Raw genomic sequence first — 19,514 nt, 5'->3', positions numbered from 1 at the left:
TCGGATTCGGCGCTCAACGGCGATTGCTGCTCCGCCCGGAAGGCCGATTCACCACCGGAGGCCTCCGTGGGTGCCTGCGGCACATGAACCCTTTCGTTCGGTCTGGCACAGCAGAGTCTGGCCAGCGGTAATTGCAGTGTTGCTCATATTATCGCGAACGCCGCGACCGAGCCGAGGGCCTGCCCGTCACCACCCGGTCGGCAGCGGGTGCCCTTCGGCGAACCCGGCAGCCGACTGCACTCCCAGAACCACCTTGTCGTGCAGTTCGGGCAGGGTAGCGGCGCCGACATAGGTGCAGGTGCTGCGCACGCCAGAGGTGATGTGGTCGAGCAGATCCTCGACGCCGCCGCGGGACGGGTCCAGACCCATGCGGGACGTCGAGATGCCTTCCTCGAACAGCGCCTTGCGAGCCCGGTCGAACGCGCTGTCGCCCGCGGTGCGGGCGGCCACGGCGCGCTTGGAGGCCATGCCGTAACTCTCCTTGTACGGCCGGTCGTCGCGATCACGCAGCAGGTCGCCCGGCGACTCGTAGGTGCCGGCGAACCAGGAGCCGATCATCACGTTGGAGGCGCCCGCCGCCAACGCGAGCGCGACATCACGCGGATGCCGAACGCCGCCGTCCGCCCACACATGGCCGCCGAGTTCCTTTGCCGCCGCGGCACATTCGACGACAGCCGAGAACTGTGGACGGCCGACGCCGGTCATCATGCGCGTCGTGCACATCGCACCGGGGCCGACGCCCACCTTGACGATCGACGCACCGGCGTTGATCAGATCCCGGGTGCCTTCGGCGGATACCACGTTGCCCGCCGCCAGCGGCAGGCCCAGCTCCAGCGACGCGACCGCCTTGATGGCGTCGAGCATCTTGACCTGGTGACCGTGCGCCGTGTCGATGACCAGCAGGTCGACACCGGCCTCGGCCAAACTGCGCGCCTTGGCCGCAACGTCGCCGTTGATGCCGACCGCAGCGGCGATCCGCAGCCGGCCCGACGCGTCGACCGCCGGTGTGTAGATCCCGGCCCGGATCGCTGCCGTGCGCGTCAGCACCCCGGCCAGGGTGCCGTCCGGCTCCGTCAGCACCGCGACATCGACCGGTGCGTGCTCGAGCAGGTCGAACACCTTGCGCGGATCGGTGCCGACGGGCGCGGTGACGAAGTCGGATATCGCGACGTCCCGTACCCGGGCGAACCGGTCGACACCTGCGCAGCTGGCCTCGGTGACGAGCCCGATCGGCCGCCCCTCGAACACCACGACCGCGGCGCCGTGTGCACGTTTGTGGAGCAGCGCCGCGGCATCGGACACCGAATCGTCGGGGCCCAAGGTGACAGGCGTGTCCACCACGAGATCGCGGCTCTTGACGAAGCCGACAGTCTGTTCGACCGCCGTGATCGGCAGATCCTGCGGCAGCACCACGAGACCGCCACGGCGAGCGACGGTCTCGGCCATGCGGCGGCCTGCGACCGCGGTCATGTTGGCCACCACCACCGGAATGGTGGTGCCCGAGCCGTCCACGGTCGACAGGTCGACGTCGAAGCGCGAAGCCACGTCCGAGCGCCCCGGTACGACGAAGACGTCGTTGTAGGTCAGGTCGTAAGCCGGGGTATGCCCGTCAAGAAATCTCATCGTCCTCGAGTCTAGTTTTCCCGCCGGTCAGCCGCAGGCGCGTGGTCAGGCGGGTACTTCGGTGCGGTCGCCGCTCCAGAGGGTGTGGAATTTCTGGCTGGGTTCGGCGTCGGTGCGGCCGTAGGTGTGGGCGCCGAAGTAGTCGCGCAGGCCCTGGGTCAGCGCGGCAGGCAGCCGCTCGGTGCGCAGCGCGTCGTAGTAGGACAGCGCCGACGAGAAACCGGGAATCGGGATGCCCAGCTCGGTGGCGGTGACGACGACGCGGCGCCAGCTGTCGATCGCGGATTCGACCGCGCTTCGGAAGTACGGTGCCGCGAGCAGGGTGGCCAACTCGGGTTGGTCGTCGAAGGCTTCCTTGATCCGGTTGAGGAACTTGGCCCGGATGATGCAGCCGCCGCGCCAGATGGTGGCCAGGTCGCCAGGGGTGAGGTTCCAGTCGTACTCGGCCGAACCGGCTTGGATCTGGTTGAAGCCCTGGGCGTAGGCGATGATCTTGGAGGCATACAGTGCCTGGCGGACGTCTTCGGTGAATTGCTGTGCGTCAGTGGGCTTTGCGCCGAGCTCACCGGAGGCCAGACCGGTGGTGGCCTTACGCTGGGCGACCGAGCCCGAAAGCGCCCGGGCGAACACGGCCTCGGCGATACCGGTGACCGGTACGCCGAGGTCGAGCGCGGATTTGACGGTCCAGCGGCCGGTGCCCTTCTGCTCGGCCTCGTCGACGATCACGTCGACCAGGGGTTTGCCGGTCTTGGTGTCGACCTGGCGCAGTACTTCGGCGGTGATCTCGACCAGGTAGCTGTCCAGGTCGCCCTTGTTCCACTCGGTGAACACGTCGGCGATCTGGGCCGCCTCCAGGCCGAGGGCGTCGCGCAGCAACTGGTAGGCCTCGCCGATCAGCTGCATGTCGGAGTATTCGATGCCGTTGTGCACCATTTTGACGAAGTGCCCGGCGCCGTCGGGGCCGATGTGGGTGCAGCACGGCACCCCGTCGACGTGGGCAGAGATCTCTTCGAGCAGCGGACCGAGGGAGGTGTAGGACTCGGCGGGGCCGCCCGGCATGATCGAGGGGCCGTTGAGCGCACCTTCTTCGCCGCCGGAGATGCCGGCGCCGACGAAGTGCAGGCCGCGTTCGCGGATGGCCTTCTCGCGGCGGATGGTGTCGGTGTAGAGGGCGTTGCCACCGTCGATGATGATGTCGCCGGGCTCCATGGCGTCGGCCAGCTCGTTGATCACCGCGTCGGTCGGGTCGCCGGCTTTGACCATGATGATCACCCGGCGCGGCTTCTCCAGGGCGTCGAGGAATTCCGCGATGGTCTCGCTGCGGACGAACTTGCCTTCGGTGCCGTGTTCGGCCAGCAGCGCGTCGGTTTTGGCGATCGACCGGTTGTGCAGGGCGACGGTGTAGCCGTGGCGGGCGAAGTTGCGGGCCAGGTTGGAGCCCATCACGGCCAGGCCGGTGACCCCGATCTGTGCCGTACCCGTGGTGCTCGTGTCGGTCATGCCGCAGCCTTTCGTTGTTTTGTTGTGATTGAACGCATTACAGAGATGGCTTTATCCCTAACCGGCGAAGAGCCGGTGTAATTCGGTGAGCCAGGGGACCGCGACCGCGACCGTGGGCACGACCAGGACTGCGACTGCGGCGAGGTAGGCCGTCACCGCGAGCGGCACACTGTTCGGCTTCCCGCCGAGGCGGCGCACCCGGATCACGGTAGTCGGGCCGCCCGCGGCCAGTGCTCCCGACGGCGTGCGGCCGGACGCACACGCCACCAGCGCGCGGGCCAGCGGTGTCGGCCCCGCGGTGCGCACCGCGGCATCGTCGGCAAGCAGTTCGATCAGCAACCGCACCGCGTCGAGCGCGGATGCGCTACGGACGAACCGGGGGAATGCGGCGTGGACCGCGGTGAACATTTCGAGCACGAGGTCGTGGCGGGCACGCAGATGGGCGCGTTCGTGGGTCAGGATCGCGGTGATCTCGGGGTCGGACAGCGTGGTGAGGGTGCCCTCGCTCACCACGACCCGGCTCCGCACGCCGGGCAGGCAATAGGCCAGTGGCTGTGCGACGTCGAGGATGCGCAGGCCGCTGGCCGGTGTACAGAGATGCTGCGGCACGGCCTCGCGTGATCGACTCAGCAGGTCGACCATCATGCGGTGGTGCGCGCGCCGGCGCCGGGTTGCGATGGCGACTTGGATGACCGCGACGCACAACCTGGCGCCGATGAACAGGGTCAGGGAGAACACCACGACGTAGAGCAGCCACAGCGGCAGGCCGAGGGCCTCGATCTCGCTCGTGATGGTCGCGGTCGGACGGCCGTCCGGGCCCGGCACGAACAGGCGGCTGGCGATTGCGATGCCGGCCGAGAACGCCGAGAGGACCGCGGCCAGCGCGACGGCCTGCCACAGGACGATGGCCGCGCGCGGCGCCCGCAACGGCCACGACGCCCGTGCCAGCATTGCTGGCACTGGTCCGACCAGTGCCAGCGCGACGATGGTGAAGGCCAGCGCGGACACGCCGTTAGTCTCCCTCAGGAGACGCCGGAATTACCAGCGGGTGGCGGTATCCGGTGCTTGCTCTCGAGTTCGTCCAGCGCACGACGCAGGGCTTCGGCCTCGTCGGCGCCCACACGTTCGACGAAATGGACCAGCGCGGCCTGTCGGCTGCCGGAGTCGGCGGCCTGGTCGAGGGCGTCGACCATGAGGCCCGCCACCAGCTCGTCGCGGCCGTGGGTGGGGGCATAGCGATGTGCACGATCGTCGCGGTGCTGCACCACCAAGTTCTTCTTGGCGAGCCGTTGCAGCACGGTCATGATCGTGGTGTAAGCCAAGTCACGGCGGGCGGCCAGCGCCTCGTGAACTTGGCGCACTGTTTGGGGTTCGGGCGCGGACCAAAGGTGGTCCATCACCTCGCGCTCAAGTTCCCCTAGACGCGTCAGTTTGGCCATGTTCCGTTCACTCTCCTGAGCAGTAATCCCAGCGTACTACGGGGTTACTACCGTGCGTCGTATCCGTTGGCGGGTGGCCGCGCTGCCGCCCGCTGTGAGCGTTTTGTCCAAGGTCAGCGGCCGTTGTGAGGCGCGTTGTGAAACGAGTCACAGCCTCTGGCCCTCGATGATCCCGTGACTATAGTAAGGCTAACCTAAGTGAACGAGGAGCCTTCGGGAGGTGACATGACGGTCGTTGTCGAGGATCCGCTGATCGCGGGTATGGCCATCAGGCGGACATTGCCGTTGCATGAATCGAGCCGGCGTCTGCGCGAGCTGTATCCGGAGTGTCCGCGGGTCTACGGTGTCGCCGTCATGGGCGATCTGTCCCGGCGCCGCTGGTGGCCGCTGTCGGACGCGCTGGATGCCGATCGGTTGCAGGCCATGTTCGACGTCGCGGTCGCCGAGACCGACAACCGGGCGGCGGTCGCGCAGCAGCTCGCCGCGACGCTGGCCCACGTGGTGATCGGTCGCGTGGTGCCGCTGCTGGTGCTTGAGGGGCGGGCGTGGGACACCGGCCTGGAGAACCTCTGGGTGCACGTCGACTCCGAGGGTGCCATCGACTGGGTCGGCGTGGTGGATCCGATCCTGCGCGCGCTGCCCGATGATCCATACCTCAAGGGGCGGATCACCCGGATCGCCAATGCGTCCTATGACGGCATAGTCGCGCTGCCCAGCGAGGCGGCCCTGACCACGTGGGTCGCGCACCGCAGCCATCGGGCACTCGAACCGCTGTTCGGCCGGCTGGCGGAGATCAGTGATGGCGCGATGTCGATTCCGGCGATGTGGCACATGGTCGGCGCTGCGGTGGTCAGTGCGGCCACTCAGGTGCCCCTGCTCGCCGGCTGCAGCGAAGTGGTCAGCATGCGCCGAGGGCAGGCGGTGCTCGACGCGCTGGTCGGCTTCGGTCTTCCGGTGCGTGGCGAGAGCCGCGCGGGGAAGGTCTTGCTAAATTAGGGCAGCCTTGCCTATTATTTCGGTACGAGGCTAACGGACCGCGCCGGAGTCCTGAGGGCTGCAGAGACCCCCGGTCCACTCGAGGGCGGGTTCCGCGTTAACAGCGCGGAACCCGCCCGCATCTTTGTGCGGGCCCTACGTGTAGACACGAGGATTGTGACGACAGATTCGCCAGCAGAACTCGGCAGGGGCTTCGACGCCGAACTCGGGCTCAGCTACCTGGACCTGACGCCTGACGGCGGGCGCGCCGAGCTCAAGATCCACGACAAGCTTTTGCAGCCGTGGGGAATCGTGCACGGCGGCGTGTACTGCTCGATCGTCGAAAGCCTGGCCAGTGTGTCAGGCCATGTCTGGCTGGCGGAGAACGGCGGCGGGACGGTCGTCGGCGTCAACAACAACACCGACTTCCTGCGCGCGATCGGATCAGGCACCGTGACAGCGGTTTCCACGCCGATCCACCGCGGCCGCCGCCAGCAGCTGTGGCTGATCACCATCACCGACGAGAACGACCGGCTCGTGGCGCGCGGTCAGGTGCGGTTGCAGAACATCCCGCCGGAGTAGCCGGCAGGCGCTCCGGCGCGCGCGGTGGCGCGGGCCGTGGCAATATCGCGCACTATGCGTTTGACGCCGCATGAGCGGGACCGCTTGCTGATCTCGTATGCCGCAGAACTGGCGCGCCGCAGGCAGGCTCGTGGGCTGCGGCTCAACCATCCCGAAGCGGTCGCGGTGATCACCGACCACCTGCTCGAAGGCGCGCGGGACGGCCGGACGGTTGCCGAGTTGATGGCCAGTGGACGCGGCGTGCTGACGCGCGACGACGTCATGGAGGGGGTTCCCGAGATGCTCGACGATGTCCAGGTCGAGGCGACCTTTCCGGACGGGACCAAGCTGGTCACCGTGCATCACCCGATCGCCTGAGGCGGCCCCATGATCCCTGGTGAAATCAGGTTCGGTGAGGGCGATATCGGCCTCAACGCCGGTGCCGATCGGATCGTCCTCGATGTCGTCAACACCGGCGACCGCCCGGTTCAGGTCGGCAGTCACGTGCACCTGCCCCAGGCCAACGCGGCGCTGGACTTCGACCGCGTGGCCGCGCACGGCCGCCGCCTCGACATCCCCGCGGGAACCGCCGTCAGATTCGAACCCGGTGTGGCCCAGCGTGTTTCCCTGGTGCCGCTGGGAGGTGCCCGCGAAGTGCACGGCATCAGCCTCAACCCGCCCGGCCGATTGGATGCTCATGAGTGAACTGTCCCGGGCCCGCTACGCCGCGCTGTTCGGACCGACAACCGGCGACCGGATCCGGTTGGCCGACACCGATCTGTTCATCGAGATCACCGAGGATCGCAGTGGTGGCCCGGGACTGGCAGGCGACGAGGCGGTGTTCGGCGGCGGGAAAGTGCTGCGCGAGTCGATGGGGCAGTCCCGGGCGACCCGTGCCGACGGTGCCCCCGACACCGTCATCACGGGCGCGGTCATCATCGATCACTGGGGAATCATCAAGGCCGACATCGGGATCCGTGACGGCCGTATTGCCGCGATCGGCAAGGCCGGTAACCCGGACATCATGTCCGGCGTTCATCCCGATCTCGTGGTCGGCCCGTCGACGGAAATCATCGCGGGCAACGGCCGCATCCTCACGGCAGGGGCCATCGACTGTCACGTCCACCTGATCTGCCCGCAGATCATGGAGGAAGCGCTCGGCGGCGGGATCACCACGATCGTGGCCGGGGGCACCGGCCCGGCGGAGGGCAGCAAGGCCACCACGGTCACTCCGGGCTCATGGCATCTCGCACGGATGCTGGAATCGCTGGATTCCTGGCCGCTCAACGTGGCCCTGCTCGGCAAGGGCAACACCGTCAGCGCCGAGGCGATGTGGGAGCAGTTGCGCGGTGGGGCAGCGGGATTCAAGCTCCACGAGGACTGGGGCACCACCCCTGCGGCGATCGATGCGTGCCTCACGGTCGCCGACGCCGCAGGCGTCCAGGCCAACATTCACACCGATACGCTCAACGAGGCCGGTTTCGTCGAAGACACGTTGGCTGCCATCAAGGGCCGGTCGATTCACGCCTACCACACCGAGGGTGCAGGCGGTGGGCATGCGCCCGACATCATCACCGTCGTGAGCCACGCCAACGTGTTGCCGAGCTCGACCAACCCTACGCGACCGCACACCGTCAACACGCTCGACGAGCATCTCGACATGCTCATGGTGTGCCATCACCTCAACCCGAGCGTGCCGGAGGATCTGGCATTCGCCGAGAGCCGGATCCGGCCGTCGACGATCGCCGCGGAGGATCTGTTACACGACCTCGGCGCGATCTCGATGATCGGCAGCGATGCGCAGGCGATGGGCCGGATCGGCGAGGTGGTGCTGCGCACGTGGCAGACCGCGCACGTCATGAAGCGCAGGCGCGGTGCGCTGGCGGGCGACGGCCTTGCCGACAATCATCGCGTGCGCCGCTACGTCGCCAAATACACCATCTGCCCGGCGATTGCGCACGGGCTCGACGACGAGATCGGTTCGGTCGAGGTCGGTAAGCTCGCCGACCTGGTGCTGTGGGAGCCCGCGTTCTTCGGCGTGCGCCCGCATGCGGTGCTCAAGGGCGGCATGGTCGCGTGGGCCGCCATGGGGGATGCCAACGCGTCGATCCCCACGCCGCAACCGGTGTTGCCCCGGCCGATGTTCGGTGCGGCACCCGCCGCGGCCGCTGCCACGTCGGTTCATTTCGTCGCTCCGCAGGCCATCGACGACGGACTGGCCGACCGTCTCGACATCCGGCGAAACCTCGTCGCGGTCAAGGACGTTCGACACATCGGCAAGGCCGACATGCCACTCAACGACGCGCTGCCCCACATCGAGGTCGAACCCGACACCTTCACGGTGCGCATCGACGGCGAGGTGTGGCAGGAGCAGCCGGCCGTCGAGCTGCCGATGGCGCAGCGCTACTTCCTGTTCTAGATGACCGGTCTCACAACGCTTCTGGTCCTGGCCGATTCGCGGTTACCCACCGGCGGGCACGTGCACTCCGGGGGAGTCGAAGAAGCGGTGACCAGCGGCCTGGTCACCGATCTGGCTGGGTTGCGCGCCTACCTCGTCCGGCGCATCCGCAGCCACGGCCTGGTGACGGGCTCGGTCGCGGTCGCGGTGCACACGGGTGTCCTGTCGGCCGCGGCGGCCGACGCCGAAACCGATGCCCGCACACCGGCTCCCGCGGCACGCGAGGCATCCCGGGCGCAGGGGCGCGGTTTGGCGCGGCTGGCCCGGCGGGTATGGCCGGACCGCGACTGGGATCTCCTCGGGCGACGGCCGCACCTGGCGGTCGCGGCCGGCAGGGTGGGCGCGGTGGCGGGGCTCGATCCACCGCAGACCGCGTTGTCGGTCGTGTACCAGACCATGACGGGTTCGGCTACCGCCGCGCAACGCCTCCTGGCTTTGGATCCCGGTGACGTCGCGGCCCTGACCTTCGATCTGGCCGGGCTGTGCGACGCCACGGCCGCCGAGGCCGCCCGCGGGCTGGCCGACCTGTCCGATCCGCTGCTCGACGTGCTGGCCCAGCGGCACACCGCACGCGAGCGACCGTTGTTCGTCTCCTGAAAGGCCTGCCATGCCACCTCATTTCCTCGACGGCGAACCGCACACCCATGTTGATCGCCCCAAGCGGGTACGCGAGCCGGGTGAACCGCTGCGCATCGGTGTCGGCGGTCCGGTCGGTTCGGGAAAGACCGCACTGGTCGCCGCGTTGTGCCGGCAGTTGCGCGACGAACTGTCGCTCGCGGTGCTGACCAACGACATCTACACCACCGAGGACGCGGATTTCCTGCGTCGGCACGCGGTGCTGCCCGACGAGCGCATTGCCGCCGTGCAGACCGGCGGCTGCCCGCACACCGCGATCCGCGACGACATCACGGCCAATCTCGACGCGATCGACGACCTGATCGAGACCACCCCGGGGCTCGATCTGATCCTGGTCGAATCCGGCGGGGACAATCTCACCGCCACGTTCTCCTCGGGGCTCGTCGACGTGCAGATCTTCGTCGTCGACGTGGCGGGCGGAGACAAGGTACCCCGCAAGGGCGGCCCCGGCGTGACGTTCTCGGATCTGTTGGTGGTCAACAAGACCGACCTGGCGCCGCTGGTCGGTGCCGACCTCGATGTCATGCGCCGGGACGCGGCCAAGGTCCGCCAGGAGCGGCCCACCGTGCTGATCTCGCTCACCGACGATCCCACGGCCGGTCCGGTGCTGAGTTGGGTGCGCGCGCAGCTCGCCGCGCAGGTGTGATGCAGTCGTCGCTGCTCGTCGTCGCGTGCCCCGGCCGGATGCCCCGGATCGAGGCCACCGGCGCGGTCACCGGCCGGTGCACCGAACCGGACACCGTGCACCTGGTGTCGACGGCCGCCACGCCGCTCGGCGGCGACGGGTTGACGGTCCGGCTCATCGTGGAAGCCGGTGCGCGGCTGCGGATTCGCACCGTGGCCGCCATGGTCACGTTGCCTGCCGTGCACAGGCCGGACTCCACGGCGTGTTGGGAGATCGATGTGGCGGGGAGTTGGACCTCGATCCTCAGCCGACAGTGGTGGCCGGTGGTTCCGGCCATCGCACGACGACGCGGCTACGGCTCGCCGGTCCTGCGCGGGTGCGACTGCGGGAGCGCGTGCAGATCGGCAGATCCGGTGAGCGCCACGGATTCTGGTCGGGGGCTCTGCATGTCGACATCGACGCGGCGCCGCTGCTGCGGCATCGTCTCGAACTGGGCAGTGGCGCACTCGGCGATGACGTGCTGGGCGCCCCGCGGGCCTGCATCAGCGAATTACGTTATCCGCAAACGTCCTTCGACGGTGCGGGGCTGGTTCTGCCACTGGCCGTAGGCGGCAGCCTGGCCACCTGGCAGGGTGACCGGCTGCCGCCTGAGGCTGCGGAGCGTTAGGAAGCCGCCTTCTCGGTCTCTTGGACCGAGGCCGCGATCTCTTCGAGTTCCTCGATCCTGGTGCGGGCGTAGGCCTGCTGCTCGGTGATGGTCAGCTGACCACGCTGACGGCTCAGGAACGTCACGGCCCACGACAGCAACGTGGCGATCTTGGTCTTGAAGCCCACCAGGTAGATCAGGTGCAGGCCCAACCAGGCCAGCCACGCGAAGAAGCCGCTGAACTCGAACTTGCCCACCTTGGCCACGGCGTTCCACTTCGACACGGTGGCCATCGACCCCTTGTCGAAGTACTTGAACGGCGCCCGCGGCTTGGGGATGGTGCCGTGTTCGCGTGCCTTTGCCTCGGTCTTGATGATGTTCGCGACGTACTTGCCGCCCTGGATCGCTCCCTGTGCCATTCCCGGAACGCCGTCGACGAACGCCATGTCGCCGATCACGAACACATTGGGGTGACCCGGGATGGACAGATCGGGATTCACCTTGACGCGCCCCGCCCGGTCGATCTCGGTGTCGGACTGGGCGGCCAGATCCCGGCCGAGCGGGCTGGCCTGCACGCCCGCCGACCACACCTTGCACGCGGACTCGATCCGGCGCAGCGTGCCGTCCTTGTCCTTGACGGTGATGCCGTTGCGGTCGACATCGGTGACCATGGCGTTGAGCTGGATCTCCACGCCCATCTTCTCCAGCCGGGCCTTGGCCTTGAGGCCGAGCTTCTCGCCCATGGGCGGCAGCACGGCGGGCGCGGCGTCGAGCAGGATGACATGCGCCTCGGTGGGGTCGATGTGGCGGAAGCTGCCCTTGAGCGTCTGGTCGGCGAGTTCCTGGATCTGGCCTGCCATTTCGACACCGGTGGGGCCCGCGCCGACGACGACGAACGTCAGCAGCTTCTTGCGCCGCTCCGGATCGCTCGACCGCTCGGCCTGCTCGAACGCACCGAGGATGCGTCCACGCAGCTCAAGCGCATCGTCGATCGACTTCATGCCGGGTGCCCATTCCGCGAAATGGTCGTTGCCGAAGTACGACTGGCCCGCCCCGGCCGCCAGGATGAGCGTGTCGTACGGCGTGCTGTAGGTGTGGCCGAGCAGGATCGAGTCGACCGTCTGCTTCTCCAGGTCGACGTGGGTCACGTCCCCGAGGAGCACCTGCGCGTTGCGCTGCTTGCGCAGGATGAGTCGTGTGGGCGGGGCGATCTCGCCCTCGGAGATGATGCCGGTGGCCACCTGGTAGAGCAGGGGCTGGAACAGGTGATGCGTCGTACGGGCGATCAACTTGATGTCGACATCGGCCTTCTTGAGCGCCTGCGCGGCGTTCAATCCACCGAACCCGGATCCGATGATGACGACTCTATGCCGATCCGATGCCGTAGCTCCGGGATGGCTCATTGCTGCTCCTCGCGGACGTTTTACCACTCAGTACAACCGATAGGTTAGTAGGCAGGATTCCTGCCAGCGCGGTGAGATGGGTAACCGCACGGACTGTTTACCCGGATATCAGCGGTTTCACGACATCTGCTACCGCGGTAATTCCACCGGGCACGTAGCCGCCCATGGTCACCGGACTCAGGATGACGCCGTCGACGCCGGTGTCGAAGAGCTTGGTCTTGAGTTGCTCGGCGATCTGCTCGGCGCTGCCGAACACTGCGCGCTGCTGAAAATCCGGTGGGATGGCGTCGGCGGTGTAGTGCTCGCCGATCAGCGCGATCACCAGCATGCTGGTCTCCAGCGTCGCCGGGTCGCGGCCGATCTGCTCGCACTGCTGCCGGATCACGTCGAGCTTGCGGGGCAGTTCGTCGAAGTTGGCGATGATGTTGAGGTGGTCGAAGTGCTGCGCCGCCAACGGGATGGTCTTCTTCTCGCCGCTGCCGCCGATCATGAGCGGAATGTGTTCGCGGAAGCGCGGATTCGCCATCGCCTCGACGGTGCGGTAGTACTTGCCGGTGAAGGTCGGGCGCTCGCCGGCGAGCATCGGCAGGATGATCTGCAGTGCCTCGCCCAGCTTGTTGAACCGGTCGGTGAAGGTGCCGAATTCGTAGCCGAGGCTGTCGTGTTCGAGTTCGAACCAGCCGGTGCCGATACCGAGGATCGCGCGGCCCTGACTGGCGACGTCGAGCGTCGTGATGGCCTTGGCCAGCAGCGTCGGGTTCCGGTACGTGTTGCCCGTCACCAGGGTGCCGAGCTGTACCTTTTCCGTCGCGGTGGCCAGTGCGCCCAGCGCGGTGTAGGCCTCCAACATCGGCTGGTCAGGCGTACCGAGGCCCGGCAGCTGATAGAAGTGGTCCATCACGAAGACCGAGTCGTAGCCGGCCGCTTCGGCTTCCCGGGCCTGCGCTATGACAGTGGGGAAGAGTTCGGAAACGCCGGTGCCGTAGGAGAAATTGGGGATCTGGAGTCCGAGTCGGATTGTCACTTCTCCGACCCTAGCGCGCTATCCCAGGGTGGCGAGGGCACCGCGACTGACGTGCAACATCTGTCCGGTGATGTGCCGCGCGGCGTGCGTGCTCAAGAACACCGCGAGCCGGGCGAACTCGTCGGCCACCGACGGCGGCGTGGTGCCGAGGCCGTCGTAACCGGGCTGGGCGCTGCGGCCCGAGGCGACGGCGTTGACCGTGATGCCGCGGGTGCCGAAGTACTCGGCCTGGCCGGCGGTCCAGTCCGCCAGTGCCGCCTTGATGGCGGCGTCCACGCTGCCGCCGCGCGGGCTGTCGGGAACCACGTTGACGATCGTTCCGCCGGACCGAAGGTGGTCACCGACGATCTGGACGGTCAGCGCGGCCGAGACCACTGCGGCATCGAGCGTGTTGCGCCACGCCGCGGCCTGGTCGGCGAGCGTGAAGGTGCGCGGATCCTTGGCCTCGAAACGCGGTGCGGGCACGTTGACCAGCGTGTCGATGTGGTGCGGGAACAGGCTGCGGGCGTCCTCGAGGCTGGCCGGGTCGGTGTTGTCGAACACGATCGACTCGATGTCGAGCTCCTTGGCCGCGATCTCCAGGTCGTCGCGGCGCGCACCGGCGATGACCACGTTGTGGCCCGCGTCCTTGTAGCCTGCTGCGATCGTCCGGCCGAGCTCGGTGTCGCCGCCGGTGACCAGCACCTCCGCCATGATGTACCTCCGTGTACCTGGGATCGCCACACCGGTTGGGGGCGATCACCGGACGATGTTACTGGACAGTAGCTATAGGACGAAACTCAACGCGCCGCCGGATTCGCTTAGGGTTTGTGCGATGACGCGAATCGGGGACGCTGCCGTCGCCGTCACGGCCCGGTGTGTCACGTCTTGACCAGCACGCCTGGGTTGCCCCGCTGGATTTTCCTGCCTGCCACGATCGGCGCGGGATTTGTGGTCCTGCCGCTGATCGCCGTCGTGGTCAAGGTGGACTGGACCCGATTCTGGGCCTTGATCACCAGTGATTCGGCGACCACGGCACTGCTGTTGAGTCTGCGCACGGCTGCGGCCAGCACGGCGTTGTGCGTGCTGGTGGGCGTGCCGCTGGCGCTGGTGCTGGCGCGCAGCGACGGTCGATTCGTCAGGCTGACCCGGCCGCTGATCCTGCTGCCGTTGGTGCTGCCGCCCGTCGTGGGCGGTATCGCGCTGCTGTACGCGTTCGGTCGGCTGGGGCTGCTGGGGCGTTATCTGGACGCCGCAGGCGTGCAGATCGCGTTCACCACGGCAGCGGTGGTGCTGGCCCAGACATTCGTGTCCTTGCCGTTCCTGGTGGTTTCGCTGGAAGGTGCGGCTCGCACGGCAGGCACTGATTTCGAGGTGGTCGCCGCGACGCTGGGAGCGCGTCCGAGCACCGTGTGGTGGCGGGTGACGTTGCCGCTGTTGGGGCCCGGTCTGTTGTCGGGCGCGGTGCTGGCGTTCGCCCGGGCTCTCGGTGAGTTCGGTGCGACGCTGACGTTCGCGGGCTCTCGGCAGGGCGTGACCCGAACCCTGCCGCTGGAGATCTATCTGCAGCGGGAAAGCGACCCCGACGCCGCCGTGGCGCTTTCGGTGCTGCTGGTCGTGGTGGCGGCCGTGGTCGTCATCGGGTTGGGCAGTCGGCGGCTGCGGGCGGGCGGCTGGGGATGACCGGTCTTTCGGTACGTGCGGTCGTCGAGCGGCGCGGGCTCGACGTGGAGTTCGACGTTGCGCCCGGCGAGGTGCTCGCGGTGCTCGGCCCCAACGGCGCGGGCAAATCGACGACCCTGCACGTCATCGCGGGATTGCTGGTGCCCGACGCCGGCCGGGTCCAGGCGGGTGACCGGGTGCTGACCGACACCGCGGCTGGTCTCGCGGTGCCCGCCTACGCGCGTCGCGTCGGCCTGCTCATGCAGGATCCGCTGTTGTTTCCCCACCTGGATGTCGCGGCGAACGTCGAGTTCGGCCCGCGCAGCCGCCACCGGCTCGCGCGCCGGGAGGCACGGGCCGCGGCGCGGCACTGGCTGGATGAGGTCGGTGCGCGCGAACTTGCCGGCCGGATGCCGCGGCAGCTGTCCGGGGGACAGGCGCAGCGGGTCGCGCTGGCACGCGCGCTGGCCGCAGACCCCGACGTGCTGCTGCTCGACGAACCGATGGCCGGCCTCGACGTCGCGGTGGCCACCGCGATGCGCAAGGTCTTGCGTGGTGTGCTCAACCGGGACGGGCGATCTGCCGTGCTGATCACCCACGACGTGCTCGATGTGGTCACCCTGGCCGATCGGGTGCTCATCCTCGAAGCCGGAAGGATCGCCGAAAGCGGCTCTACCGCAACGGTTCTCGCATCTCCGAAGAGCCGCTTCGGGGCGCGCTTCGCGGGCCTGAACCTGATCAACGGGACTGTCGACGGCCGCGGTGCGCTGGTGACGGCGTGGGGTGAGGCCTGGCATGGCGGGGCTGTCGCCGAGCTTTCGGCGGGCGATGCCGCGGTCGCGGTCTTCGCTCCGGCCGCGGTCGCCGTGTACCGGCAGGAACCGCACGGCAGCCCGCGCAACACCGTCGCGGTCACCATTGCCGAGCTCGACGGTCGCGGTCCGGGGATTCGGGTGCGGGCCGACGAGCAACCGGACGGTGCGCCCGGGCTGGCGGCCGACATCACGGCGGAGTCGGCGAGTGCGCTCCGACTGGCGCCGGGCGAGCGGGTGTACTTCACTGTCAAGGCGCAAGAGGTCGCCGTGTACCCGGCGCCGTAACGGGGCTGTGTGGTGTGACGATGAACCGGTGAGTTCCCGGCGCCAAGGGGTTGCCGAGCGGGTTTCGCCCGGCTCGGCGTGGCGCGCGGGGCCCCGTTGGATTGGCAAATATGGAAACTGCATCTGAACATTGACTCGGTGTGATTCAGCAATCTCTCAGTTAAACACTCTAAGAGCAACTCACACTTGCGTCACGGCGGTAACACGGTAGTTTCATCCCCATGGAGGAGTCGGACACGATGTCTCATCGACGCAGGGGCCTGTCGACAAAGCTGGCGTTGGTCGCGGTGACCGGCGCGACCGCGGTGGCCGTCGCGCTGCCCACGGTGGCGCACGCAGATCCCGAGCCGCCGCCCCCGCCTCCTGGCAACACCTTCCTGCCCGCGCCGCCCCCGGCCGATCCGAACGCTCCGCCTGCGCCTGCGGCACCCGCCCCGGCGGCTCCCGCGGATCCCAATGCCCCGGCAGCGCCTCCGGCCCCTGCCGCTCCCGGCGCTCCCGCAGCCCCAGGTGCGCCTGCCGCGCCCGCGGATCCGAACGCGCCCGCACCGCCTCCGGCGCCGGAGCCGGGCCGGGTCGACAACGCGGCCGGTGGCTTCAGCTATGTCGTGCCCGCGGGATGGAAGGTCTCCGACGCGACCCAGCTGTCGTACGGGCAGGCGCTGCTGACCAAGATCCCGCCGGAGGGCACTCCGGAACCGCCCAACGACACCAGCGTGCTGCTGGGCCGGCTCGACCTCAAGCTGTTCGCCGGCGCCGAGGCCGACAACAGCAAGGCGGCCGTCCGGCTGGCGTCCGACATGGGCGAGTTCTTCATGCCGTTCCCCGGCACCCGGGTCAACCAGGAGTCGGTGCCGCTCAACGCAAACGGCATGGCGGGCACCGCCTCGTTCTATGAGGTGAAGTTCACCGACGCCAACAAGCCGAATGGGCAGATCTGGGCCGGCGTCGTCGGCGCACCGACACCGCCTGGAACCCCGCGCGGCCAGCGCGCGCCCGAGCGCTGGTTCGTCGTCTGGCTCGGCTCGGCGAACCATCCGGTCGACAAGGCCGCCGCGACCGCCCTTGCCAACTCGATCCGTCCGTGGACGCCGCCCGCGGCGCCGCCGCCGGACCCGAACGCTCCGCCACCGCCGCCGGCTGATCCGAACGCTCCGCCGCCTCCGCCCGCGCGCCCGGGTGTCGGTGTTCCCGTTCCGGTCACGGACGCCCCACCGGGGATGATGCCCCCGGCCTGACGGTTCGGAAAGGCCGTCAGGGGCCGACGTACGGGACGTTGCCGTCCAGGTTGTTGATGTTCATCAGATAGCAGTTGGTGCCGCCGAAGCCCATGGCTCCGGCGGTCACGCACCGCTGGAATGTGCCGTCCTGCGAGATTGGGCCGTCGCATGTGGTGCCGCCGCCCCATGGCGTCCAGCCGCCCTGGCAGCCGGCACTCGCCGCTGGAGCGCCTGCCAGCGCGATTCCGCTTGCCGCGAGTGCGCCAATGGCAAGTCCGATGAGCGCCTTCATCTCTGCCTCCTCATATCAAAAGGCGACGTTGGACGTTTGCTGAGCACGCGCTGTTACAGATGTGGCTGGAGTGGCTAGCGGGGCTAATGTGAGATTGCCGGCGTGTTCGGCCGCATCCGCCCGGGGCGGCTCGACCCGGTCGGTCCTCGCGCACGTCGTCCCTGCACATCGCAACCTTCCAGCACCCCCGCGGCATCGGGGCCACCGTGCCGCCGGTATTCACAGCGTGTTGCCAGATGAGCTCAAGGGTAGCCAGGTAACGGCGTGGCGACAATGTGATTTCAGTTTGCCGTGATATAGCGGCCCGGCATCAACTCGAGCGGGATGTGTCACGGCGCCGATTACGGACCGTTCCCAATTAGCCAACCGAATTGTTACGTTCAGGAGGTACACCTGAGAGAGGCCCAGCGGGCCGCTGGGTTAGCCAGCGACAGGCGGGAGATCTGGAATGGATGTAATGGCGGCGACCGAGTTGCTCGCCCGTTCGACGACACTGACCAGTGTCGGCTGGATCGGCTACATCATCATCGGTGCGATTGCCGGCTGGATTGCCGGGAAGATCGTCAAAGGTGGCGGATCCGGCATCTTGATGAACATCGTCATCGGCATCGTCGGCGCGCTCATCGGTGGTTTTCTGCTCAGCTTCTTCCTCGACACGGCGGCGGGCGGCTGGTGGTTCACCCTGTTCACCGCGATCCTGGGATCGGTGATCCTGTTGTGGATCGTCGGATTGGTGCGCAAAGACACCTGATCGGCCGTCCGACATGACGGCGTCGATGACGGCGTGGCAGGTGACGCGGCCCGGGCCGATGGCCACCCGGCCACTCGAACGCGTATCGCTCGCCACGCCGGAGCCGGGGCCCGACGAACTGCTTGTCGCGGTTCGGGCCTGTGGCGTGTGCCGAACCGACCTGCATGTGGCCGAGGGCGATCTGGCCGTACACCGGCCGCGCGTCATCCCCGGCCACGAGGTGGTCGGCGAGGTCGTCGCGCTGGGGCCCGGGGACAGCGCGGGATTCTCGGTGGGCGACCGCGTTGGCGTGGCCTGGCTGCGGCACACCTGCGGGAGCTGTCGCTACTGCAAGCGCGGCCGGGAGAACCTGTGCCCCCAATCGCGCTACACCGGCTGGGACGCCGACGGGGGCTATGCCGAATTCACCACGGTCCCTGCGGCATTCGCACATCGGTTACCTGACGGGTATTCCGACACAGAACTCGCGCCGTTGTTGTGTGCCGGCATCATCGGTTATCGCGCGCTGTTGCGCACCGACCTGCCGCCAGGCGGGCGGTTGGGCCTGTACGGTTTCGGTGGCAGCGCCCACCTCACCGCGCAGGTCGCACTCGCCAAGGGGGCGCGCGTGCACGTCATGACGCGTGGGGACGCGGCCCGCGAGCTGGCATTGGCGCTCGGTGTGACCTCGGCGCAGGGCAGCGCCGATCCGCCGCCCGAACCGCTCGACGCCGCGATCCTCTTCGCGCCGGTCGGCGATCTGGTGCTGCCTGCCCTCGAGGCGCTGGACCGCGGTGGCGTGCTGGCGATCGCCGGCATCCACCTGACCGACATCCCGACGCTGAACTATCAGCGGCACCTGTTTCAGGAGCGCGAGGTCCGCTCGGTCACGGCCAACACGCGGGCCGACGCGCGGGATTTCTTGGGGTTCGTCGCCGAACACCGCGTCCGGGTCACCACGCCGCACTACCCGATGGACCGCGCCGATGAGGCGTTGGCCGACCTCGGGGCAGGACGGATCGCAGGAGCGGCGGTCCTGCTGCCGTGACCGTCACAGCTCCGCGAGCGCTGCGCCGAGGCGGCCCGCCAGATCTCCGCGGCCCAGTTCGTACAGCGGTCCGCATCCGTCGGTCAAAATTCGGTTGAGCCGCGCCATGCCGCGGGCGCTGACCGGCAGCGGGGCGTGCAGCCGCAGGGTGATCTTGTCGATGACGTCAACCGCGGCGGCGATGTTCTTGTGGTGCAGCGGAATTCGTGCCGTCACCAACAGCCCGCAGTCTTGCTGGCGTTCGGCTTCGCGCACCACATGGCGCAGCGTGCGTGCGATGGCCTCACGTTCGGCAACCGACGTCAACCTGGCGGCGCGCACGGCCAACGCGCTGCCGGCCGGGGCGGGCACGCCGACGGCCAGCATGGCGTCGAGCTTGGCCGATCGCACGCGGGCAACGATGCGGGCTCGGATCGACGGAGTGCGGTCCTGCTCGGCGCGGGTATCGCCGGGCGCCTTCGCCGAGTTGATCTGCTCCTCGCGTCCGCCGTTACCGATTTGCTCCTCGCGTCCGCCGTTTCTGATTTGCTCCTCGCGTCCGCCGTTGGAAATTCGGTTGTCACTCATCGCCGCTACCTCGTAGTTTCCTGATA

Annotated in this window: 21 protein-coding genes and 1 pseudogene; 13 read left to right on the top strand and 9 right to left on the bottom strand. The window is 68.3% G+C overall.

Annotated features, from left to right (window positions below; all coding sequences use genetic code 11):
* Positions 1-186: 186 nt before the first annotated feature.
* From G6N67_RS32850 to G6N67_RS32835, 4 genes are read right to left on the bottom strand one after another with little or no spacing between them, the layout of a single operon-like run.
* Positions 187-1,623, bottom strand: a complete 1,437-nt coding sequence (locus G6N67_RS32850) for a GuaB1 family IMP dehydrogenase-related protein (RefSeq protein ID WP_036439847.1) — start codon at positions 1,621-1,623, stop codon at positions 187-189.
* A 45-nt stretch (positions 1,624-1,668) separates the two neighbouring features.
* Positions 1,669-3,123: an NADP-dependent phosphogluconate dehydrogenase gene (gndA, locus tag G6N67_RS32845; protein ID WP_163642389.1), complete on the bottom strand. Its 1,455-nt coding sequence runs from the start codon at positions 3,121-3,123 to the stop codon at positions 1,669-1,671.
* A 57-nt stretch (positions 3,124-3,180) separates the two neighbouring features.
* On the bottom strand, positions 3,181-4,131 hold the full coding sequence (locus tag G6N67_RS32840) for a M56 family metallopeptidase (RefSeq protein WP_036439851.1): 951 nt from the start codon (positions 4,129-4,131) through the stop codon (positions 3,181-3,183).
* 14 nt (positions 4,132-4,145) lie between these two features.
* Entirely contained in the window at positions 4,146-4,562 is a 417-nt protein-coding gene (locus G6N67_RS32835; protein WP_036439854.1) for a BlaI/MecI/CopY family transcriptional regulator, read from the bottom strand.
* A 225-nt stretch (positions 4,563-4,787) separates the two neighbouring features.
* Between G6N67_RS32835 and G6N67_RS32830 the strand changes: the two genes are divergently transcribed.
* The 8 genes and pseudogenes from G6N67_RS32830 (at position 4,788) to G6N67_RS32795 (ending at position 10,484) form a co-directional block, all read left to right on the top strand.
* Complete coding sequence (locus tag G6N67_RS32830) at positions 4,788-5,558, top strand: hypothetical protein (RefSeq protein WP_036439856.1); 771 nt, start codon at positions 4,788-4,790, stop codon at positions 5,556-5,558.
* A 156-nt stretch (positions 5,559-5,714) separates the two neighbouring features.
* On the top strand, positions 5,715-6,119 hold the full coding sequence (locus tag G6N67_RS32825; protein ID WP_036439858.1) for a PaaI family thioesterase: 405 nt from the start codon (positions 5,715-5,717) through the stop codon (positions 6,117-6,119).
* 54 nt (positions 6,120-6,173) lie between these two features.
* The gene (locus G6N67_RS32820; protein WP_163642387.1) at positions 6,174-6,476 is read left to right on the top strand and encodes an urease subunit gamma; all 303 of its coding nucleotides are present in this window, start codon (positions 6,174-6,176) and stop codon (positions 6,474-6,476) included.
* 9 nt (positions 6,477-6,485) lie between these two features.
* Positions 6,486-6,803 (top strand): urease subunit beta, encoded by a 318-nt coding sequence (locus G6N67_RS32815; protein WP_036439861.1) that lies wholly within the window; start codon positions 6,486-6,488, stop codon positions 6,801-6,803.
* On the top strand, positions 6,796-8,517 hold the full coding sequence (locus tag G6N67_RS32810) for an urease subunit alpha (protein WP_036440723.1): 1,722 nt from the start codon (positions 6,796-6,798) through the stop codon (positions 8,515-8,517). The genes G6N67_RS32815 and G6N67_RS32810 overlap by 8 nt, the downstream gene beginning before the upstream one ends.
* Entirely contained in the window at positions 8,518-9,153 is a 636-nt protein-coding gene (locus G6N67_RS32805) for an urease accessory protein UreF (protein WP_036439864.1), read from the top strand.
* Between the two features lie 10 nt (positions 9,154-9,163).
* Complete coding sequence (gene ureG, locus G6N67_RS32800; protein WP_036439867.1) at positions 9,164-9,838, top strand: urease accessory protein UreG; 675 nt, start codon at positions 9,164-9,166, stop codon at positions 9,836-9,838.
* Positions 9,838-10,484 (top strand): annotated as a pseudogene (locus G6N67_RS32795) (urease accessory protein UreD). The gene ureG and the pseudogene G6N67_RS32795 overlap by 1 nt, the downstream one beginning before the upstream one ends.
* Here G6N67_RS32795 and G6N67_RS32790 read toward each other — a convergent pair.
* The 3 genes from G6N67_RS32790 to G6N67_RS32780 form a co-directional block, all read right to left on the bottom strand.
* Positions 10,481-11,866, bottom strand: a complete 1,386-nt coding sequence (locus tag G6N67_RS32790; protein ID WP_036439869.1) for a type II NADH:quinone oxidoreductase Ndh — start codon at positions 11,864-11,866, stop codon at positions 10,481-10,483. The pseudogene G6N67_RS32795 and the gene G6N67_RS32790 sit on opposite strands and share 4 nt — an antisense overlap.
* Before the next feature lie 97 nt (positions 11,867-11,963).
* Complete coding sequence (locus G6N67_RS32785; protein WP_036439871.1) at positions 11,964-12,890, bottom strand: LLM class F420-dependent oxidoreductase; 927 nt, start codon at positions 12,888-12,890, stop codon at positions 11,964-11,966.
* 18 nt (positions 12,891-12,908) lie between these two features.
* Complete coding sequence (locus G6N67_RS32780) at positions 12,909-13,583, bottom strand: SDR family oxidoreductase (RefSeq protein ID WP_036439874.1); 675 nt, start codon at positions 13,581-13,583, stop codon at positions 12,909-12,911.
* Between the two features lie 174 nt (positions 13,584-13,757).
* Here G6N67_RS32780 and G6N67_RS32775 point away from each other — a divergent pair, with 174 nt between their 5' ends.
* The 3 genes from G6N67_RS32775 (at position 13,758) to G6N67_RS32765 (ending at position 16,869) form a co-directional block, all read left to right on the top strand.
* Positions 13,758-14,552 (top strand): ABC transporter permease, encoded by a 795-nt coding sequence (locus G6N67_RS32775; protein WP_081812810.1) that lies wholly within the window; start codon positions 13,758-13,760, stop codon positions 14,550-14,552.
* Entirely contained in the window at positions 14,549-15,631 is a 1,083-nt protein-coding gene (locus tag G6N67_RS32770) for a sulfate/molybdate ABC transporter ATP-binding protein (protein WP_036439878.1), read from the top strand. The genes G6N67_RS32775 and G6N67_RS32770 overlap by 4 nt, the downstream gene beginning before the upstream one ends.
* A gap of 221 nt (positions 15,632-15,852) precedes the next feature.
* Positions 15,853-16,869 carry an alanine and proline-rich secreted protein Apa gene (locus G6N67_RS32765; protein ID WP_163642385.1) on the top strand — a complete coding sequence of 339 codons (1,017 nt, stop codon included), beginning with the start codon at positions 15,853-15,855 and terminating at the stop codon, positions 16,867-16,869.
* Positions 16,870-16,885: 16 nt separating this feature from the next.
* Here G6N67_RS32765 and G6N67_RS32760 read toward each other — a convergent pair whose 3' ends face one another.
* Complete coding sequence (locus tag G6N67_RS32760; RefSeq protein ID WP_036439881.1) at positions 16,886-17,143, bottom strand: CDGP domain-containing protein; 258 nt, start codon at positions 17,141-17,143, stop codon at positions 16,886-16,888.
* A gap of 448 nt (positions 17,144-17,591) precedes the next feature.
* Here G6N67_RS32760 and G6N67_RS32755 point away from each other — a divergent pair, with 448 nt between their 5' ends.
* Both G6N67_RS32755 and G6N67_RS32750 read left to right on the top strand, forming a co-directional pair.
* The gene (locus tag G6N67_RS32755; RefSeq protein WP_036439883.1) at positions 17,592-17,894 is read left to right on the top strand and encodes a GlsB/YeaQ/YmgE family stress response membrane protein; all 303 of its coding nucleotides are present in this window, start codon (positions 17,592-17,594) and stop codon (positions 17,892-17,894) included.
* A gap of 13 nt (positions 17,895-17,907) precedes the next feature.
* Positions 17,908-18,921, top strand: a complete 1,014-nt coding sequence (locus G6N67_RS32750) for a zinc-binding alcohol dehydrogenase family protein (protein ID WP_110798656.1) — start codon at positions 17,908-17,910, stop codon at positions 18,919-18,921.
* Between the two features lie 3 nt (positions 18,922-18,924).
* Here G6N67_RS32750 and G6N67_RS32745 read toward each other — a convergent pair whose 3' ends face one another.
* Positions 18,925-19,488 carry a hypothetical protein gene (locus tag G6N67_RS32745; protein WP_230021253.1) on the bottom strand — a complete coding sequence of 188 codons (564 nt, stop codon included), beginning with the start codon at positions 19,486-19,488 and terminating at the stop codon, positions 18,925-18,927.
* Positions 19,489-19,514 lie beyond the last annotated feature (26 nt).

The sequence above is a fragment of the Mycolicibacterium mageritense genome (assembly GCF_010727475.1).
Taxonomy (GTDB): Bacteria; Actinomycetota; Actinomycetes; order Mycobacteriales; family Mycobacteriaceae; genus Mycobacterium; species Mycobacterium mageritense.
This window is presented reverse-complemented; position numbering and strand designations above follow the sequence as displayed.

Coding starts and splice junctions, on each gene's coding strand:
- G6N67_RS32820 (WP_163642387.1), top strand. CDS start 6,174: ATGCGTTTGACGCCGCATGAGCGGGACCGCTTGCTGATCTCGTATGCC.
- G6N67_RS32745 (WP_230021253.1), bottom strand. CDS start 19,488: ATGAGTGACAACCGAATTTCCAACGGCGGACGCGAGGAGCAAATCAGA.
- G6N67_RS32755 (WP_036439883.1), top strand. CDS start 17,592: ATGGATGTAATGGCGGCGACCGAGTTGCTCGCCCGTTCGACGACACTG.
- G6N67_RS32830 (WP_036439856.1), top strand. CDS start 4,788: ATGACGGTCGTTGTCGAGGATCCGCTGATCGCGGGTATGGCCATCAGG.
- G6N67_RS32760 (WP_036439881.1), bottom strand. CDS start 17,143: ATGAAGGCGCTCATCGGACTTGCCATTGGCGCACTCGCGGCAAGCGGA.
- G6N67_RS32750 (WP_110798656.1), top strand. CDS start 17,908: ATGACGGCGTCGATGACGGCGTGGCAGGTGACGCGGCCCGGGCCGATG.
- G6N67_RS32765 (WP_163642385.1), top strand. CDS start 15,853: ATGGAGGAGTCGGACACGATGTCTCATCGACGCAGGGGCCTGTCGACA.
- G6N67_RS32835 (WP_036439854.1), bottom strand. CDS start 4,562: ATGGCCAAACTGACGCGTCTAGGGGAACTTGAGCGCGAGGTGATGGAC.
- G6N67_RS32790 (WP_036439869.1), bottom strand. CDS start 11,866: ATGAGCCATCCCGGAGCTACGGCATCGGATCGGCATAGAGTCGTCATC.
- G6N67_RS32850 (WP_036439847.1), bottom strand. CDS start 1,623: ATGAGATTTCTTGACGGGCATACCCCGGCTTACGACCTGACCTACAAC.
- gndA (WP_163642389.1), bottom strand. CDS start 3,123: ATGACCGACACGAGCACCACGGGTACGGCACAGATCGGGGTCACCGGC.
- ureG (WP_036439867.1), top strand. CDS start 9,164: ATGCCACCTCATTTCCTCGACGGCGAACCGCACACCCATGTTGATCGC.
- G6N67_RS32810 (WP_036440723.1), top strand. CDS start 6,796: ATGAGTGAACTGTCCCGGGCCCGCTACGCCGCGCTGTTCGGACCGACA.
- G6N67_RS32805 (WP_036439864.1), top strand. CDS start 8,518: ATGACCGGTCTCACAACGCTTCTGGTCCTGGCCGATTCGCGGTTACCC.
- G6N67_RS32770 (WP_036439878.1), top strand. CDS start 14,549: ATGACCGGTCTTTCGGTACGTGCGGTCGTCGAGCGGCGCGGGCTCGAC.
- G6N67_RS32780 (WP_036439874.1), bottom strand. CDS start 13,583: ATGGCGGAGGTGCTGGTCACCGGCGGCGACACCGAGCTCGGCCGGACG.
- G6N67_RS32815 (WP_036439861.1), top strand. CDS start 6,486: ATGATCCCTGGTGAAATCAGGTTCGGTGAGGGCGATATCGGCCTCAAC.